Annotated in this window: 15 protein-coding genes; 13 read left to right on the top strand and 2 right to left on the bottom strand. The window is 30.1% G+C overall.

What is annotated here, in order from left to right:
• Positions 1–20 precede the first annotated feature (20 nt).
• From helD to ACREV6_RS01800, 3 genes are all read left to right on the top strand, one after another.
• Positions 21–2,315, top strand: a complete 2,295-nt coding sequence (helD, locus tag ACREV6_RS01810; protein WP_431576323.1) for an RNA polymerase recycling motor HelD — start codon at positions 21–23, stop codon at positions 2,313–2,315.
• Between the two features lie 330 nt (positions 2,316–2,645).
• Positions 2,646–3,821 carry an FprA family A-type flavoprotein gene (locus ACREV6_RS01805; protein ID WP_431576322.1) on the top strand — a complete coding sequence of 392 codons (1,176 nt, stop codon included), beginning with the start codon at positions 2,646–2,648 and terminating at the stop codon, positions 3,819–3,821.
• Positions 3,822–4,034: 213 nt separating this feature from the next.
• The gene (locus tag ACREV6_RS01800) at positions 4,035–4,433 is read left to right on the top strand and encodes a hypothetical protein (RefSeq protein ID WP_431576321.1); all 399 of its coding nucleotides are present in this window, start codon (positions 4,035–4,037) and stop codon (positions 4,431–4,433) included.
• A 24-nt stretch (positions 4,434–4,457) separates the two neighbouring features.
• Here ACREV6_RS01800 and ACREV6_RS01795 read toward each other — a convergent pair whose 3' ends face one another.
• Entirely contained in the window at positions 4,458–4,634 is a 177-nt protein-coding gene (locus tag ACREV6_RS01795; protein WP_431576320.1) for a Spo0E family sporulation regulatory protein-aspartic acid phosphatase, read from the bottom strand.
• A 359-nt stretch (positions 4,635–4,993) separates the two neighbouring features.
• Between ACREV6_RS01795 and ACREV6_RS01790 the strand changes: the two genes are divergently transcribed.
• The 3 genes from ACREV6_RS01790 (at position 4,994) to ACREV6_RS01780 (ending at position 7,655) form a co-directional block, all read left to right on the top strand.
• Positions 4,994–5,161: a DUF896 domain-containing protein gene (locus tag ACREV6_RS01790; protein ID WP_431576319.1), complete on the top strand. Its 168-nt coding sequence runs from the start codon at positions 4,994–4,996 to the stop codon at positions 5,159–5,161.
• Positions 5,162–5,213: 52 nt separating this feature from the next.
• Entirely contained in the window at positions 5,214–6,134 is a 921-nt protein-coding gene (gene hprK, locus ACREV6_RS01785; protein WP_431576318.1) for an HPr(Ser) kinase/phosphatase, read from the top strand.
• 114 nt (positions 6,135–6,248) lie between these two features.
• On the top strand, positions 6,249–7,655 hold the full coding sequence (locus ACREV6_RS01780) for an aminopeptidase (RefSeq protein WP_431576317.1): 1,407 nt from the start codon (positions 6,249–6,251) through the stop codon (positions 7,653–7,655).
• 244 nt (positions 7,656–7,899) lie between these two features.
• On the opposite strand, the gene ACREV6_RS01775 is transcribed toward ACREV6_RS01780, so the two are convergent.
• The gene (locus ACREV6_RS01775) at positions 7,900–8,733 is read right to left on the bottom strand and encodes a PHP domain-containing protein (protein WP_431576316.1); all 834 of its coding nucleotides are present in this window, start codon (positions 8,731–8,733) and stop codon (positions 7,900–7,902) included.
• A 336-nt stretch (positions 8,734–9,069) separates the two neighbouring features.
• On the opposite strand from ACREV6_RS01775, the gene ACREV6_RS01770 reads away from it, so the two are divergent.
• The 7 genes from ACREV6_RS01770 (at position 9,070) to ACREV6_RS01740 (ending at position 17,067) form a co-directional block, all read left to right on the top strand.
• Positions 9,070–9,738 carry an ABC transporter ATP-binding protein gene (locus ACREV6_RS01770; protein WP_431576315.1) on the top strand — a complete coding sequence of 223 codons (669 nt, stop codon included), beginning with the start codon at positions 9,070–9,072 and terminating at the stop codon, positions 9,736–9,738.
• Between the two features lie 19 nt (positions 9,739–9,757).
• A complete protein-coding gene (locus tag ACREV6_RS01765) occupies positions 9,758–12,046 on the top strand; it encodes an ABC transporter permease (RefSeq protein WP_431576314.1) in 2,289 nt (762 codons plus the stop codon).
• Between the two features lie 40 nt (positions 12,047–12,086).
• Positions 12,087–12,776: a response regulator transcription factor gene (locus ACREV6_RS01760; RefSeq protein WP_431576313.1), complete on the top strand. Its 690-nt coding sequence runs from the start codon at positions 12,087–12,089 to the stop codon at positions 12,774–12,776.
• Positions 12,760–14,115 (top strand): HAMP domain-containing sensor histidine kinase, encoded by a 1,356-nt coding sequence (locus ACREV6_RS01755; protein WP_431576312.1) that lies wholly within the window; start codon positions 12,760–12,762, stop codon positions 14,113–14,115. The genes ACREV6_RS01760 and ACREV6_RS01755 overlap by 17 nt, the downstream gene beginning before the upstream one ends.
• A gap of 182 nt (positions 14,116–14,297) precedes the next feature.
• Positions 14,298–14,891: an anthranilate synthase component II gene (locus tag ACREV6_RS01750; protein ID WP_431576311.1), complete on the top strand. Its 594-nt coding sequence runs from the start codon at positions 14,298–14,300 to the stop codon at positions 14,889–14,891.
• A gap of 9 nt (positions 14,892–14,900) precedes the next feature.
• Entirely contained in the window at positions 14,901–16,250 is a 1,350-nt protein-coding gene (gene pabB, locus ACREV6_RS01745; RefSeq protein ID WP_431576310.1) for an aminodeoxychorismate synthase component I, read from the top strand.
• Positions 16,251–16,293: 43 nt separating this feature from the next.
• Positions 16,294–17,067: an aminotransferase class IV gene (locus tag ACREV6_RS01740; RefSeq protein WP_431576309.1), complete on the top strand. Its 774-nt coding sequence runs from the start codon at positions 16,294–16,296 to the stop codon at positions 17,065–17,067.
• Positions 17,068–17,079: the final 12 nt, after the last annotated feature.

The following is a 17,079-nucleotide window of genomic DNA, read 5'->3' as shown; positions in this document are numbered from 1 at the left end:
ATAGGAATGGAGGTGCGGCAATGGCAATAAATAAGAGCGAAATGGAATTAGAAAAGCATAAACTAGAGGAAACTGTAGGGTGGCTCAATAAGCAAGTTAATTTAGCAGCGGAAAAACAGGTAGAATTAGAAAAAAAAGTATCTATGTTAAAGAAAAGTTCTGGTGGCACATATAATGAAGAGTTAGCATTAACACAGCAGGTATATGAGTTTGCAAATAATAATTTACAAAAATACAATGAAGCATCGCATAAACCGTATTTTGCAAGGATTGATTTTAGTGAACGTAGAAGAGAAAAGGAAAGTTATTATATAGGCAAATTTGGTTTGAATGATAGCACTGAGGCAGAAGAAAAAGTAATTGATTGGAGAGCGCCCATTGCAGAATTGTATTATAGTGGGGAGCAAGGTGATGTTAGTTATAAGGCACCTATAGGTTTTGTTGAGGGTGTGCTATCTCTAAAACGTAAATTTCTTATTAAAGATGAAAAATTAGAAAATGCTTTCGATGAAGGTATTAATGACATAATATTAAGAGCTTCAAATGATGAAAGTGAGGATAATGCATTAGTAGATGAATTTTTAAAGATAAATTTAGAACAAAGCATAGGAAGCAAGCTTAAAGATGTTGTAGCTACGATTCAAAAGGAACAGAATGAAATTATAAGGGCAAGTAAAAATACAGTTATGATTATACAGGGTTCCGCAGGTTCCGGAAAAACTACAGTTGCGCTACATAGGCTGGCATACCTCATGTATAAATATAGTGAGAATTTAACCACCCATGAAATTTTAGTTATAGCGCCTAATAAGCTATTTTTAGATTATATTTCTGATATACTACCTAGTCTTGGGGTAAGTGGAGTTAAGCAAAGCACCTTTGAGGATATTGCTTGTAGCATCTTAAAATATAGTGGGAAAATTCACACTAAGGATATGAAATTTTCCTTAGTTATGGAAGAAATCAATAAGGAAAAAGTGAAATTTATAACCACTAGCAGTAAATTTAAAGGAAGCATGACATATAAAACTATTATGGATAGATACTTAAAATATATAGAAAATAAAGATATTCAAATTGAGGACATTATGGTGGGGGAATATATAGTATTTAGTTCAAATGAAATAAAAAGATTATACTCTAAGGATTTAGTAAACTTCCCGCTAAATAAAAGAAAACAGGAGATTAAGAGATATTTCAACTTGAAATTAAAGGTTATAATTCCAGAAGTCTTTGAAAAAATAGATGATACCTATGACAGATCAATTCAAAGCGTTAAAAGAGATATTAAGGATGAACTTTCTAAAAGAAAAAAAATTATTGAACTTTATGATAAAAGGGATGAGGAAAAAAAGCATTTCAAGGCTAATGCTAAAAAAGCAATGGATGAGTATTTTAAACAATGGTCCCAAAAGAGCATAATTGACTTATATTTTAATTTACTTGTAGATGAAGAGGTCTTTAATGAGCTTACAGAAGGTAAAATAGGCACAAAATTATATGACTTTATTAAATCCGAAACTATTGCAAACATAGGTGATAATATTATAGATAGCGATGATTTGGCAGCTTTACTTTATTTAAAGCTTAAAATCGAAGGTTTAGATAAATTCAATTTTTCTCATATTGTAATAGATGAAGCGCAAGATTATAGTAATTTTCAATTATTGATGCTTAAAAGCATTGCAGTTAATGACTCTTTCACAATTGTAGGTGATATTGGGCAAGGAATTTATTATTATAAGGGCATTGAGAGTTGGCAAAAGCTTATTAGTGAGGTTTTTAAAGGACAAGCAAATTATATTCCACTAACTCAAAGCTATAGATCTACTATAGAAATAATAAATGTAGCAAATAGGGTACTTCAAAAGCAACAAAATTATATAACTCCAGCGAGTCCTGTACTAAGACATGGGAAAGAACCTGAATTAATAGGATACTTTGAGGAAAAAGAGTTTGCAGAAAAATTAGATGTAATAGTTAAGAGTGTAAAGACAAGTGGAAAGAAAAGTATTGCAGTTATTGGAAAAACTTTTGAAGAGTGTAAACACATAAAGACGCAACTTAAAAAATATAGCAAAAATGATTGGGAGTTAATAAAAAATACTGATAAAAATTTTCAGTCAGAAAGAATAATTATACCATCCTATATGACTAAAGGTTTAGAATTCGATTGTAGTATTGTTTATAATTGCGATGAAGAGAATTACGGTGATAATGAGTTAGACAAGAAGATATTATATGTAGTTCTTACAAGAGCGCTACATTTAGAGTATATCTTTTATAAGGGGAAACCTTCAAGTTTATTAGAATAACTTAGCGGGTAATAATCGCTAGATGTGAATTAAGGAAAAAAGACATTATTAGCGTAGGAATACTATTTTATAATAATTTCACTTTTACCGCTAAACTGTGATGGCTAAAACAAGAGTATATTTTAATATTTAAGTGACAAACTATAAAATGACAAAGCTATGCATACCAATAAAAAATCTGACAACCAATAACTATTATTAGTTGAATAGCTTTGCTAAATGTGGTAAAATATATTATATATAAGAGGATTAAAATCATATAAGTTTATAGGCGGGGTAACGGTCAATAATTGTTATCTTCTCCATAGAACTACAAGGAGGATTTTGAGAATGAAAACAACAAAGTTAAAAGATAATATTTATTGGATTGGTGTGAACAACCCCGAGCTTAGAGTATTTGATATTATAATGGAAACAAAAAAAGGAACTACTTATAATTCATATTTAATAGATGATGAAAAAGTTGCTATAATAGATTGTGTTAAAGATGGTTATTTTGAAGAGTTTTTAGGTAAGATAAAAGGCGTTATTGGAGAAAGAAAAGTTGATTACATAGTTGTTCAGCATACAGAACTGGACCATAGTGGTTCTTTAGCTAAGTTCCTAGAAGTTTATCCAGAGGCTGTTGTTGTTGCTTCAAAAGCTGCTATAAACTATTTAAAAGAAATTACTAATGTGGAATTCAATAGTAAGCCAGCAATGGAAGAAATTTCCTTGGGTAAAAACACTTTGCAATTTATTTCAGCACCAAATTTACATTGGCCGGATACAATGTTTACATATATTAAGGAAGAAAAAATATTGTTTACTTGTGATGTAATGGGCTGTCACTATTCACCAACTAATTGTATAACAGATAACTGCTCAGGTGATTATTTTGATGAAATGAAATATTATTTTGATGTTATAATGGGGCCTTTTAAAAAGTTTGTAAATATGGGCCTGGATAAAATTAAAGATTTAGAATTAGATATAATAGCACCAAGTCATGGACCTATACATGTAAATGATATTAAAATGTATGTAGACCTTTATAGAGAATGGGCTACAACTTACGAAATAAAAGAAAAAAACGTTCAAATTTTTTATGTTTCAGCTTATGGTAATACAGAAAAAGTTGGAAAATATTTAGCAGGCAAAATCAATGAAAATGGTATAAAAGCTGAGGCTCATGAAATTTCATCTATGAATTTAAGCGATATTGTGGAATTAATTGAAAAAGCTAGTGGTATCATGATCGGTTCTCCAACTATTAATCAAGATGCTGTAAAACCTGCTTGGGACGTTTTATCTCTTGTGTGTGCAATAACAAACAGAGGTAAGGCTGCTGCAGCTTTTGGATCCTATGGATGGAGTGGAGAAGGAGTTCCTATGCTTACACAAAGGCTAAAGTCTTTAAAATTTAAAGTGGTAGAAGAGGGACTTAAATTTAAATTTGTTCCAGACACTAAAGAATATGAGATGGCTGACAAGTTTGTGGAAGCGTATTTAGAACTTTTAGAATAGTGAATCACAAATAAATAATAAAAAAGGAGAATTTTACTTTAATAGTGGAGTTTTCCTTTTTTTATAAGGAGTTAAGTGTATCTTAAATGTAAAGAATATAATTAGAAATATATTTGCAATTTGTTATAGAAAAAAAAGGGCATTTCTAGTATTATTTAAATAAGCATAAAATCTTAATGAATAATTTACTAATGAAATATGGAGGGGATTTATTTGAATAAACAATTTATAATTAATTTTTTAAAAATAAATGATCTAAGTGATATAGCAGAAATTCAATATAAAAAGGACACCATAGCTCTAAAATTTAAATATTATTATGATGAAGTAGAAATGGAAGCGGCTACATGTTATGCAAATGAAGAAGGAGATTTTAAAAAGGATAAAGAGGAATGGTACGAAGAATATTTTTTACCTTATCTAAGTGATATTGCAGCAGATAATGTGGAAGATATTATGGAGGAATGTTCGCAGCAAATGAAAATTGAGTATGAGTTTATTGGCTGTGATATATCAGAAGATGCATATGAATTTAATGAATTCGCAGTAGTTTTTTATGGTGAAGATGCAGATATAGATATTGATGATATTTTACTTGAATTAGATATTTAATCTTCTTTTATAATAAGCGGAGGGTTAAGCCACTTTTTTGCAAGTGGCTTTAACCTTTTCATACTTAACAATAACTTCATCTAATTGCTGGCTACAGGACACAACTATTTTATCTGTAGGTTTTTTAAAATTGAGTAGAAAATGTAATATCATTCTTAATGATTCTAATTCTTTTTTTATAATTTGTAATTTAATATTCATATATTTATGCCTCTTATTCATATATTTGTACTCCTTGTTTTTAATTTTGTTTTTGTAAAGTAAATACAGTATACCAAATTATTTAGATCATGTTAGTTTTTTTGTTAGTCAATAAAATATACAAAATTACAAAATAAACTATATTTTCGGAAAATAATTAAACACAATATGGTAAAATATACCAAATAAACCCATGTAGGTGTTTGGGAAAGCTATTTTACATAATATGTAAATGACGAAAAAAGTCTTAAATTTCTTGTTCTATAATTATAAAAAATATAATATGTTTGATTTTTACTGTTTACCAATAAAATATTTTGCTATAATAAAAAAGTTAAAAATAGTAAAGGAGTGATATTATGAGTATAGATGAGTTAACGAGTAGAATAAATTATCTTTATAAGAAAAGCAAGGAACTGGGACTTACAGAAGAGGAGAAAGTAGAGCAGCAAGAATTAAGACAAAAGTATATTGACAATGTTAAAAGAAATTTTAGATCGCAATTAGATACAATCAAAAAAGTATAATAGAAGGATTAAAAACAATAAATTTACTGATTAATAGAAAGGGGGAATTTTAATGGATGTTACTATAGAGGAATTAATAGAGCATTTTAAGTTAGAGGTTTTAGTGGAAGGGGAAAAGGGTAAATTAATTAGTGTTAGTGATATTAATAGACCAGGGCTTCAAATTGCAGGCTTTTATCAGTATTTTGATAATAAGCGAGTGCAATTAATAGGCATGGCAGAGTGGGGCTTCCTAGACTGCATGGAAGTAGAACTGAGGAAGAAACGAATTAACAAATATTTCAAATTGGATCCGTTTTGTGTTATTTTTACTAGGGGTTTGGAACCTCACACGGAAATTCTGAAGGCAGCACAGGAAAATGGTTTATGGGTTTTAAGGACAAAATTAATTTCCACAAGATTTATTAGTAAGCTTACAAATTTTTTAGACACTAAGCTAGCCCCGGAAACTAGACTTCATGGAGTTTTAGTAGATGTTTATGGTATAGGAATATTAATAAGTGGTGAAAGTGGTATAGGTAAGAGTGAATGTGCTTTAGAATTAATTAAGAGGGGTCATAGACTCATTGCAGATGATGCGGTAGACATTAAAGAAATTGATGGTGTGCTCCTGGGAAGTTGTCCATATATAACTTCAGGTATGCTGGAAGTGAGAGGTATGGGAATTATAGATATTCCAGCGATTTATGGTATGAGTTCCGTTCTAAACACTAAGACTATTAGCATATATATTTCACTTACTCTGTGGAATGAGAATGAAGAATATGATAGGCTTGGTATAGATAATGAATTTATGGATATTCTAAACGTGCCTTTAAGAAAAATAACGCTGCCAATTAGGCCGGGTAGAAATATAGCAGTGATTATAGAGGCTGCTGCAGCTAATTATAGATATAGTTTGAATTCTAAGATAACACCTGTTGAAACCATAAATATGAGAATAGAGGAAGTAACTGCAGCTCGTAAAAATTAAATAAATCATTCTAATTATATTCAATTTTAAAGACAGTTTTGGTGTTTGTAATTTGATAAAATATTTAGTAGAATGGTAAATGTAAAAAGTAGTTATATTAGGAGGCAAGTAAACATGTCTGATGTTAAACATTTAGAAAAAAAATATGAATTAGCTTGGGATAAATATACTAAAGGTGATTTGAAAAAGGTCTTCGCATTGTCTGATAATTACATAGATTTTATGTCGAAATGCAAAACTGAAAGAGAGTGCATAACTGAATTTGTTATTTCAGCTGAAAAAAACGGTTACAAGAACATTAATACATATATAAATGCAGGTACTACATTAAAAGTTGGTGATAAAGTTTATGCAAACTGCATGGGAAAAACTTTAGCATTATTTTTAATTGGCTCTGAGCCTATTGAAAAGGGTTTTAAAATTTTAGGTGCTCATGTTGACTCACCAAGACTTGATTTAAAACAAAATCCATTATATGAGGATTCTGATTTAGCATTAGCTAAAACACATTATTATGGTGGAGTTAAGAAGTATCAATGGGTGACGTTGCCTTTAGCTATTCATGGTGTTGTGGTTAAGAAAGATGGCACAATAGTAAATATAGTAATAGGAGAAGATGAAAAAGAACCAGTGGTGGGAATATCAGATCTTCTATATCACTTATCTGTAGACCAATTGCAAAAAACTATGGAAAAGGGTATTGAAGGTGAAGATTTAAATGTGTTCATGGGAAGTATACCAGTAGAAGATAAGGACGCTAAAAATAGAGTTAAGTTAAATATATTAAGACTTTTAAATGATAAATATGATATAGATGAAGAAGATTTTGTATCTTCAGAACTGGAAGTAGTACCTGCAGGGCGCGCTAGAAGTTATGGACTAGATAGCAGTATGATTATGGCTTATGGACATGATGACAGAGTTTGTGCTTATACATCTTATGAAGCATTAATGAACATCAAACAAACAGATAAAACCTGTATTGTTTTACTTGCAGATAAAGAAGAAATAGGTAATAGTGGTGCAACAGGAATGCAATCTAGATTCTTTGAAAACACAGTAGCTGAAGTTGTTAATTTAATGGGAGAATATAGTGATCTAAAAGTAAGAAGAGCATTAGCAAATTCTAAAATGTTATCTTCTGACGTAAGTCCGGCCTTTGATCCAAACTTTCCTTTAGTTATGGAAAAATTTAATTCTGCATACTTTGGAAAAGGTATAGTTTTAACCAAGTATACTGGATCTAAAGGAAAACTTGCATGCAACGATGCAAACCCAGAATTTATTGCAGAGCTTAGAGCTATAATGGAAAAACATAAAATTTCATGGCAAACCTCAGAGCTTGGTAAAGTGGATCAAGGCGGCGGTGGTACTATAGCTTATTTATTAGCTAAGTATGGTATGCAGGTTATTGATTCAGGAGTTGCGCTTCATAACATGCATGCACCTTGGGAAATTGCAAGTAAAGCAGATATTTATGAAGCTTTTAGAGCTTATGAAGCATTTCTTATTGAAATTTAGAAACTGAAATATAAAGTATATATTACTACAACTGCATCTTGCTGCGCTAAGTAATTCTAAACAAATTTTAATGAGAGATACTAAAAAGTACAAACTCGCTAGCGCTCAAACATGTACTTTTCTTAACGTATCTCCCATTAAAATTAGTTAAGAATTACTAACGCTTGTTCGAATGCAGTTTACGTAATATATACTTTTTTTACGCATTAAATGAAATGAAAAAAAGGATGTGAAAACATCCCTTTTATTTGTCTAATTCATTTACAAAGATAGCTAGTTCATTATGGCTTAGGAAAACTGAACCTACGACACCATGACTGGTATCATTGGCTGTAATCCCATGGAAATCTGAACCGGCAGTAATAAACTTATTGTACTCTTTAGCCTTTGCTTTTAGAAAGGCTTTTTGTTTTTTTGTGTTTAATGGATAGACGGCTTCAATACCATCAAAATCAAAACACATCATTTCATCTATAGAAGACTTTTTAATTAGTACAGGGTGTGCAAGTACTACTAATGCATTAACTTTCTTTAACATAGCTATACCATCAGCTGTTGAAATTTTCTTGGTTTGTACGTATGCAGGGCTATCGTTTGAAAGCAAATTATCAAATATATATTTCCAATCATATTTGTAACCAGCATTCATTATAGCTTTTGCTATATGAGGTCTAGCTATTACCCCTTTTGCATCATCTAAAATTTTCTGGTAATCTAATTTTATTTTGAAAAATGTATCTAGATTTTCCACTATTTTTTCAGCTCTTAATACTCTATAAATTTCCATTTCTTTTAAATAATTTTGAAAAACACCATTTTTATAGTTACCATCTTTAAAATAACCTAAAATGTGAATACTTTCTTTATTGTGAATAGTAGAAAGTTCTATTGCAGGTACTACCCTTATATTCTCACGTGCACCTTCTATAATTCCTTCTTCAACATTTAAAGTGGTGTCATGATCTGTTATTGCAATAATATCTAAACCTCTTGTAGAAGCTGTATAAATTAATTCTTTAGGACTTAGTTTTCCATCAGATGCATTTGTATGAAGATGGAAATCACCTCTATTGTACATATAATCACCTCGAATTTTAAGTTTACCACAAATAATATAAAAGAAACAAAAAAATAATTATGATATTCTATTTATTTTTATCTGTCTAATATCATTTTAACTAATAATGGTGAATATTTAAAGGGGTTTGTAATAAATAATAATTATTATTTGCTATTTAATGAATATTAGGCTCTTTTAATTTGTACTTGTATCCGTGTTATTCTGCTGAGATAGATATTCGTATATATAATCTTTATATTTTATTTATGTTTAAAACATAAATTACATACATTTCATATTTTATAATTGTAGATGTAGCATGATTATAATTATAAAAATTTGGAGGTTTATTATATGATTCAATTAAAAGCTGTGAATAAAAATTATAAACGGGAAAATGTGGAGCAGGAGGTGCTGAAAAATATAAATCTTACAATCAAGGAAGGGGATTTTATTACTATAATGGGTCCTTCAGGAGGCGGGAAGTCTACACTTCTATATATTCTGTCATTGCTTGAAACTTCAAGCAATGGCGAAATCTATTTTGACAATAAGGTTGTCAGTGGTAAGAAAGAAAAAGAAATAGAGGTATTAAGACGTAAAAATATCGGGCTTATTTTTCAAAATTCTAATTTAATAACCAGTTTAACACCTTTAGAAAATTTATTGTTAGCTATAGATAGCAAAGAAGGCAAAAATGAGAAAGTAGTAAAATGTGAAGCTTTATTAAAAAAAGTAGGTTTGTTAGATAAGAGAAATGCAAAGGTAACTTCACTTTCTGGTGGAGAAGCCCAAAGAGTAGCTGTGGTGAGGGCACTTGTTAACAGTCCTAGATTTATATTATGTGATGAACCTACGGGAGCTCTAGATTCTGAAAATGGTAAAAGGGTTATTGAGCTTTTACTGAAGGTTAAAGCAGAAATAGGTTGTTGCCTTGCTATAGTAACTCATGATGAAAGAATAGGCTCTTTGGGAGATAGAAAGTTTTTTCTTGAGGATGGTGTTTTGAATGAACTGGCTTAATATTTTCAAAATATATAATATGAAAAATTTGAAAGTGGAAAAGTTGATTTTATTATTCACAATGATCTCTATTTTGCTTACCACAACTTTATCTATTACCGTTCCTATTCTTTCAGCAAACATGAATGAATACAACAAAAAAAGTATCATGGAGGCTAATGGTGGCGATTTATTTATAAAGTCATTTTATGAATCTAAAGATTTTAATGAAGAAATAAGTATATTAAAAAAAGAGGGTTACAAGGTTACTTATAAAAAAACTATTACTGCCTTTTTTCAAAATAGCAAAAGCAGCAAAAGCAGTAAATTTTACGCTAAATTGATACTAGGTGAGCAAAGCCTTAAAAAGGATGAAGTAATTTTGGATTCATCCATGGCAAAGAATCTTGCTGCTAAAACTGGAGATAAAATTAGTATAAAAACTGATGGGGGAACAAAAGCCTATACTGTTAAAGAAATAGAAGCAATGCCTAAAGGGGTAACTAATGATGAAACAATAATTGGCTACGGAAAAATAAATGAAAGTGTTAGCGCGGGTAATTTAATTTATATCAGTGGAAATACTGATGGAGAAGCTTTGAAGCAGCGTATAGCGTCTAAGGAAGATGGATATTTGTATAGTTCAATAAAGGATAAAGAGCGAAGGCTTAAAAGTGAGACAGATGTGCAGCTTGCTTCTTTTGGAATATTGACCACTATGGGATATATACTATCTTCAATAGTAATAATAACTACCTCAATTATGCTTATAATAAGAGGTCAAAGGGATATATCTATTATGAAGATTTTATCCCTTAAAAATAAGGATATAAAAAATGCTCTAAGATTGGAATTATCGATTATAGTTTTACTGCCCATAATCTTATCTGTTTTAACAACTATTTTAGTATCTAATGTCCTATTAAAAATGAATTATATCCCTCAAAGTATAAGTTTTATAGAGGGATTTGGAATATTTTCCAAAGGAATTATTTTGAATATACTATTCTTCGAGATGTTTTCAAATATACCTTTATTAATAATAGATGATTTTAAAGGTTTATGGCTTCTAAGAGAAAATGAAGAAAAAAATGGGATAGTAAAAAAACGTGTATTTATCTACATTATATTACTAATACCTGTAATGCTATTCATATACTCGGTTTATATAGGAAGTTCTGTAAATCTTGTAACTTCATTAGGCATAATATGTATCATTTTAATATTTTTGATTATAAGCGCTGTACTGATGAAGATTTTGTCTTCGATTCATTACAGAAGTCAATTATTAATGTATTCCTTCAAAAATATGAAGAAAAACTTTTTAACATTTATTCTACTTACTGTAAGTTTTTCTATTACTTTAGTATTTATAATGATCACATTAACTCTAAACAACAATGTTAAAAACAGCATGAATAAATCTTTAACTACAGCTTTGCCATATAACTATATTTTGCTTTCAAAAGAAAATTTAAATTTGGAAAACATTCTTACAAAAGAAAATGGGGTTGAAGGGTATATTAAAAATTATAATTCAGCAGGTAAAGTTTTAAACAATAATATTAAACAAAAATTAATTGCCTTTAAAGAAATAAAAAAGGAAGATTACAAGCTGGAGTTTAAAATGGTGGAAGGTGAAAAACTTTTTAAGGGAAAAGACGGGTGCTTGATTACTTCCCAGTACCAAAAGGAAAATAAGTTGAAGGTTGGCGATATACTTCACATAGCTTATCAAAATAAAACAGTAGATATAAAAATAAAGGGCGTTTATGATAATTCATTTATAGATAGTATGTGTATGCTACTGCCTTATCGTGGGTATAGCAACAGTTCACAATTTTATATTAAGGCAGGCGGCACTAAATGGATGGATAAACTAGGGGACAGCCCTCTTATATCAGTTGATATTTTAGGCAGCGCTATTTCAGCATATATAGGGAAATTTCTTAATATATTCAAAGCACTTTCACTTATGGTAGTGTTTGCATCATTAATTTTTAATATTAATCTTCTGAATATTACATTCATAGAAGAAAGAAAAGAAGAAACAGTAATAAGAGCTTTAGGCCTGGGAAAAGGGTTTATATCAAAAGTATACATCTTTAAAGGAAGCATACTTATTATAGTATCCTGTATTCTGTCTTATGGCTTCTATGTTTCAGTTTCAAAGTTATTCTTAAAGCTACTAGGAATTAAGGCAGTTAATTCTTTATGGGACATGATTGTATTATTACTTTGTAGCCTAACTCTCACTGCGGCTACTTTCATTTATCCATTTATCACTATGAAAAAATATAATTCTTATGAGTTTTTAAGAGAGAACTAAAATGGTATAATTAAGAAAAAATGTAAAGATAGGTGGAAAAATGCAGAATAATATATTAATTGTGGATGATGATTTAGATATAAGAGAAATGTTAGGTAATTATTTTTCGAGAGAGGGTTATGAAATTGCTTATGCTTGTGATGGAGAGGAAGGTTTAAGAATTACTAAAAACAAGACATTTTCCCTGATATTACTAGATATTATGATGCCCAAAATGGATGGTTATGCAATGCTAGTAAGACTTAGAGAGTTCTGTGATACCCCTGTAATTTTGTTAACTGCTAAAGGTGAACAAATGGACAAAATAAAGGGATTTACTAAAGGGTGCGATGACTATGTAGTTAAGCCTTTTGACTTTACAGAATTATCCTTAAGAGTTCTTTCAATATTAAAAAGAACATCTGATAATAAGGCGTCTATAGATAGCATTTTAAAGATAAAAGATTTAGAAATAAATCTTTTAGAACATACAGTACAAAGAGTTGGAGAAGAAATCATGTTAACCCCTAAGGAATTTGAGATTTTAAGCACTTTAGCTTCAAATAAGGGACGAGTATATTCAACCAAAGTGCTGTATGAGTTAATATGGAAGGATACCTTTTTAGAAAATGATAACAGCGTTATTGTACACATGCGAAACCTTAGGGATAAATTAGGTGATAAGGTTAAGGTGGGTAAATATATAAAAACTATTTGGGGAATGGGGTATAAAGTTGAAAAGGATTGTTAAGCTTAAGGGTGAGTTAGTTATTATAGCGTTAGTTGCTTTTGTGATTTCATTTTTGAGTTCCGCAATTATAAAAAATATGGGCGTAGGAATTTATAATAAAAATCCTACTTATAGAATAAATAATATGTATTCTGAGTGTGTTAAGGGCTTAGAGAAGGAACTGGAAAGCAGTAATTTTAGCAATCCTATTGATTTGCAGCAACTTATAAATAATAAATATGCATTTAACCAAGGGTACAATTTCTATATAGTAGATAAAGTGGGTAAGGTTATAGTTGGAAGTAACAAAGGAGTACAAGTCATAGATAAGAATGAGATTAAAGACGGCATGCGGGAATATTCTATTTTAAGAAAAGATGAAAATATTTTTAAAATATATGGCTGTGATTATTTAAAGGAGGGATATTTCTTATATTATGGTTATCTTGGATATGGAAATGATGACAAGATGATGCTCGTTTGGACATTAATAGGATTTGTAATAATCTTTTTTATATTAATTTGGGGGAGGGTATCCTATATTTCAAAAATAAAATCCTCAGTGCAAATTATAGCCCAAGGGAATTTATCTCACAGAGTGCCCATTCACTATAAAAACGAATTAAGAGAACTTGCAGAAGGAATTAACTTTATGGCAACTGAACTTGAAAAAGAAGATAGGAAAAGAAGCGAATTTTTAACCAATATTTCACATGATCTGCGAACTCCTCTGACAACCATACTTGGATATATTGATATTATTAAAAAAGATAAATATAATTCTAAGGAAGAACTAAGTAAGTATATAAGCATAATAGAACGTAAGGGTGTATTTCTTAGAACTATGCTAGAGGACTTTTTTGAGTATTCAAAACTAACATCAAAGGATATAATATTAAATTTTGAAAATTTAGAGCTAAACGAATTGGGAAGACAGATATTCGAGGATGAAGCAAGTGGATTTTACGAGAACTCATTAAAACTAGAAGTGGAGCTGTCAAAGGAGCCTGTTTACATAAATGGTGATCCTGATTTGATTGGCAGGGCTGTTAATAATCTCCTAAGTAATGCTTTAAAAAATTCTAAAATAAATACTGTAGTGAAAATTAAGATATCCAAAGAAAAAATAAATAATATAAGCTATGGAGCTTTTTGCGTGAGTAATGTTCCTAGAGAGACAGTTTCAGAAGGGGAAGTGGACAGTTTTTTTGAAAGGTTATATAAAAAGGATCAGTCTAGGCATGAAGAGGGTAGTGGGTTAGGTTTGTCAATTGCTCTGGATATTGTAAAACTTCATGGAGGAATTATAAAAGGTTTTAAGGAAAAGGAAGAGGTAATATTTAAATTATATATAAAATAATAGCAAGTCAAAACTTCCAGTTTTTATTATGAACTAAAAAGTCATAACAGAAAATGGAAGTTTATTTTAATGCATTTCAGAAGTCGTTAATTGCAGCATCCTAGATGAGGATTTAATCCTAATGATTTTATTGGAATTATTTGATATAATATAAGTAATTATAAGAGAAAAGGAGATCCTTTATGTTTTTGATGATAGACAATTATGATTCATTTGTATACAACCTAGTTAGATACTTTGAAGAGTTAGGTGAACAAATACTAATATATAGAAACGATAAGATTTCAGTGGAGGACATTGAGAGAATTAAACCAGAAGCTATAATTATTTCACCTGGTCCAAAATCTCCAGAATATGCAGGAATTTGCATGGAAATAGTAGAAACCTTTAAAGGGAGAATACCTATACTAGGAATATGTTTAGGTCATCAAGTTATTGGTAAGGTATTTGGTGGCAAAATCATTAAGGGATCCCAGCCAGTGCATGGAAAAGTGTCTGAAATTGTACATAGTCAAAAATATATATTTAAAAATATTGTGAGTCCAATGAAGGTTACAAGATATCATTCCTTAATAATCGAGAGAGAATCACTACCAGAGGTACTGGAGATAACTAGTGAGACAGAGGACGGAGTTATAATGGGGATAAGACATAAGCAATATCACATTGAAGGTGTACAATTTCACCCTGAAGCGGAACTTACGCAGTATGGACACGAAATTCTTAAAAATTTTATTAATGAGGTTAGAAATAAAAATAAAATTGTTAAAGACTAAGGAGAAAAAATGAAGCTACTAATTGAAAAGTTCAACACAAAGCTTGATGGATTTGATATATATTCACTATTTAAAGATGATTTAAACACTATATTATTAGATAGTGCTAGGGACAAAGAAACCTTAGGAAGATATTCTTTTATAGGGGTCAATTGTTTTTTAACTTTTAAAAGTAAAGATGGTAGGTGCTACAAGGGAGAAGAAGATTATATAGGGGATACCTTTGAGGAGTTAAATAAAATTCTAAAAGAATATGCTATAGAAAATAATACTGAGCTTCCTTTTGTAGCTGGCGGAATGGGGTATTTTTCCTACGACCTTGCTAGGGAAGTTGAAGAGCTACCTAATATAGCAAAGAAGGATATAGATATACCAAATTGTATTTATAATTTTTATGATAACATTATTATCTTAGATAATCTTGAAAGTAGTGTTTATATATCTGCACTAGGCATGATTAAATCACAGAAAGACAGCATCGGAGATATTGCAAAGCGGATAAAAAAGGGAGATAAAATTGTATATGAAAAAGTAGGAAGTATAGTTAATAAATTTACTTCGGGCTTTGAAAAGAAGGATTATATCAAAACTGTATCAAAGGTAAGAGCTTATATAAAAAGTGGTGATATATATATTACCAACTTAACTCAAAGATTTAGTTGTAGCATTGGTAAAAGTGCATATGAAATATATAAAGACTTAAGACATATAAATCCAGCTCCATTTGCAGCCTTTATGAATTTTAAAGATTTTAATATAATATGCTCTTCCCCAGAAAGATTTCTGTCAATTAAAAACAGAATGGTAGAAACTAGGCCTATTAAAGGTACAATGCCAAGGGGAATAGACGTAGCAGAAGACTTAAAAAATAAAAATATATTAATAAATAGCGAAAAAGATAAGGCTGAACTTTTGATGGTGGTGGATTTAGAACGAAATGATTTAAGTAAAGTATGTAAGCCAAGTTCAGTAAAAGTTACCGAACTTTTTAAATTAGAGGAGTATAGCACAGTATTTCATTTGGTGTCTACGGTTGTAGGTGAACTGAAAGATGGAATAAGCCCCCTAGAATGTATTAAAGCTTGTTTTCCTGGAGGGTCTATAACCGGAACGCCTAAAATACGCTCAATGGAAATTATTGAGGAATTAGAGCCTGTGGGTCGAAATATATATACGGGGTCTCTTGGATATTTGGGTTTTGACGGAAATGTAGATTTAAATATAATTATTAGAACAATCTTAATAAAAGATAAGCAGGCATATTTTGGTGTAGGTGGAGGAATAACTTGGGATTCTAATGAAGAATGCGAATATGATGAAACCTTAGATAAAGCAAAGGCACTGATGAGAGTATTATAGAGTGGTGCCACCCACGTGGGTGGCACCAGTAAGGAGAGTATATATGATGCTTATAAATGGGAGTTTAAGCCAAGAGGCCATAGCCTTAGATAGTGGATTTTTCTTTGGAAGAGGAGTCTTTGAGACTATATTAGTTAAAGAAAAACCAATATTTCTTGGAGAGCATATACAAAGGTTAAATAGTGGACTTAGCACACTAGGTGTAAATAAAAAGATTACAGCAGCAGAAATTTATGCTGGGGCGGAAAAGATTAGCTCTAAAAACTCTGTGCTTAAGATTATGGTATCTGAGAAAAATACTATAATTACTAAAAGAGAAATTCCATATATAGATAGTGATTACGCGCGAGGGTTTTCCTTAGGAGTAAGCGAGGTACGTCGAAATGAATATTCAAATTTAACTTATGTGAAATCCTTTAATTACGTGGAGAATATAATTGAACGAGATAAGATTATAAAAAAAGGCTATAATGAAGCACTATTTTTAAATACAGAAGGATTTATAAGTGAGGGAGCTGTAAGTAATATATTTTTTGTGAAAAATGGGATTATATTTACACCGAAGGTTAAATGTGGTTTACTACCGGGTATTATTCGAGATTTTGTTATAAAAAATTCATTGACACTAGGATTTAAAATTCAAGAAGGCGAGTTTACATATGGCGAATTAATGGAAGCAGAGGGCATTTTTATAACTAATAGTATTATGGGCATAATGAAGATTAACAAAATTGAAAATAAAATTTTTAATGAAAGTTTGGTTGTCTCCCAAATGAAAAAGTATTATGATAGTTATGTAGAAAATTATAAGGAATAAGGCATATCAAAA

This window comes from Clostridium sp. (assembly GCF_050717515.1).
Classification (GTDB): Bacteria; Bacillota; Clostridia; order Clostridiales; family Clostridiaceae; genus Clostridium_AD.
Note: the sequence above shows the minus strand (reverse complement) of the source record. Positions and strands in the feature narration are given on the sequence as shown.

Coding starts and splice junctions, on each gene's coding strand:
- helD (WP_431576323.1), top strand. CDS start 21: ATGGCAATAAATAAGAGCGAAATGGAATTAGAAAAGCATAAACTAGAG.
- ACREV6_RS01805 (WP_431576322.1), top strand. CDS start 2,646: ATGAAAACAACAAAGTTAAAAGATAATATTTATTGGATTGGTGTGAAC.
- ACREV6_RS01795 (WP_431576320.1), bottom strand. CDS start 4,634: ATGAATATTAAATTACAAATTATAAAAAAAGAATTAGAATCATTAAGA.
- ACREV6_RS01790 (WP_431576319.1), top strand. CDS start 4,994: ATGAGTATAGATGAGTTAACGAGTAGAATAAATTATCTTTATAAGAAA.
- hprK (WP_431576318.1), top strand. CDS start 5,214: ATGGATGTTACTATAGAGGAATTAATAGAGCATTTTAAGTTAGAGGTT.
- ACREV6_RS01780 (WP_431576317.1), top strand. CDS start 6,249: ATGTCTGATGTTAAACATTTAGAAAAAAAATATGAATTAGCTTGGGAT.
- ACREV6_RS01775 (WP_431576316.1), bottom strand. CDS start 8,733: ATGTACAATAGAGGTGATTTCCATCTTCATACAAATGCATCTGATGGA.
- ACREV6_RS01770 (WP_431576315.1), top strand. CDS start 9,070: ATGATTCAATTAAAAGCTGTGAATAAAAATTATAAACGGGAAAATGTG.
- ACREV6_RS01765 (WP_431576314.1), top strand. CDS start 9,758: ATGAAAAATTTGAAAGTGGAAAAGTTGATTTTATTATTCACAATGATC.
- ACREV6_RS01760 (WP_431576313.1), top strand. CDS start 12,087: ATGCAGAATAATATATTAATTGTGGATGATGATTTAGATATAAGAGAA.
- ACREV6_RS01750 (WP_431576311.1), top strand. CDS start 14,298: ATGTTTTTGATGATAGACAATTATGATTCATTTGTATACAACCTAGTT.
- pabB (WP_431576310.1), top strand. CDS start 14,901: ATGAAGCTACTAATTGAAAAGTTCAACACAAAGCTTGATGGATTTGAT.
- ACREV6_RS01740 (WP_431576309.1), top strand. CDS start 16,294: ATGATGCTTATAAATGGGAGTTTAAGCCAAGAGGCCATAGCCTTAGAT.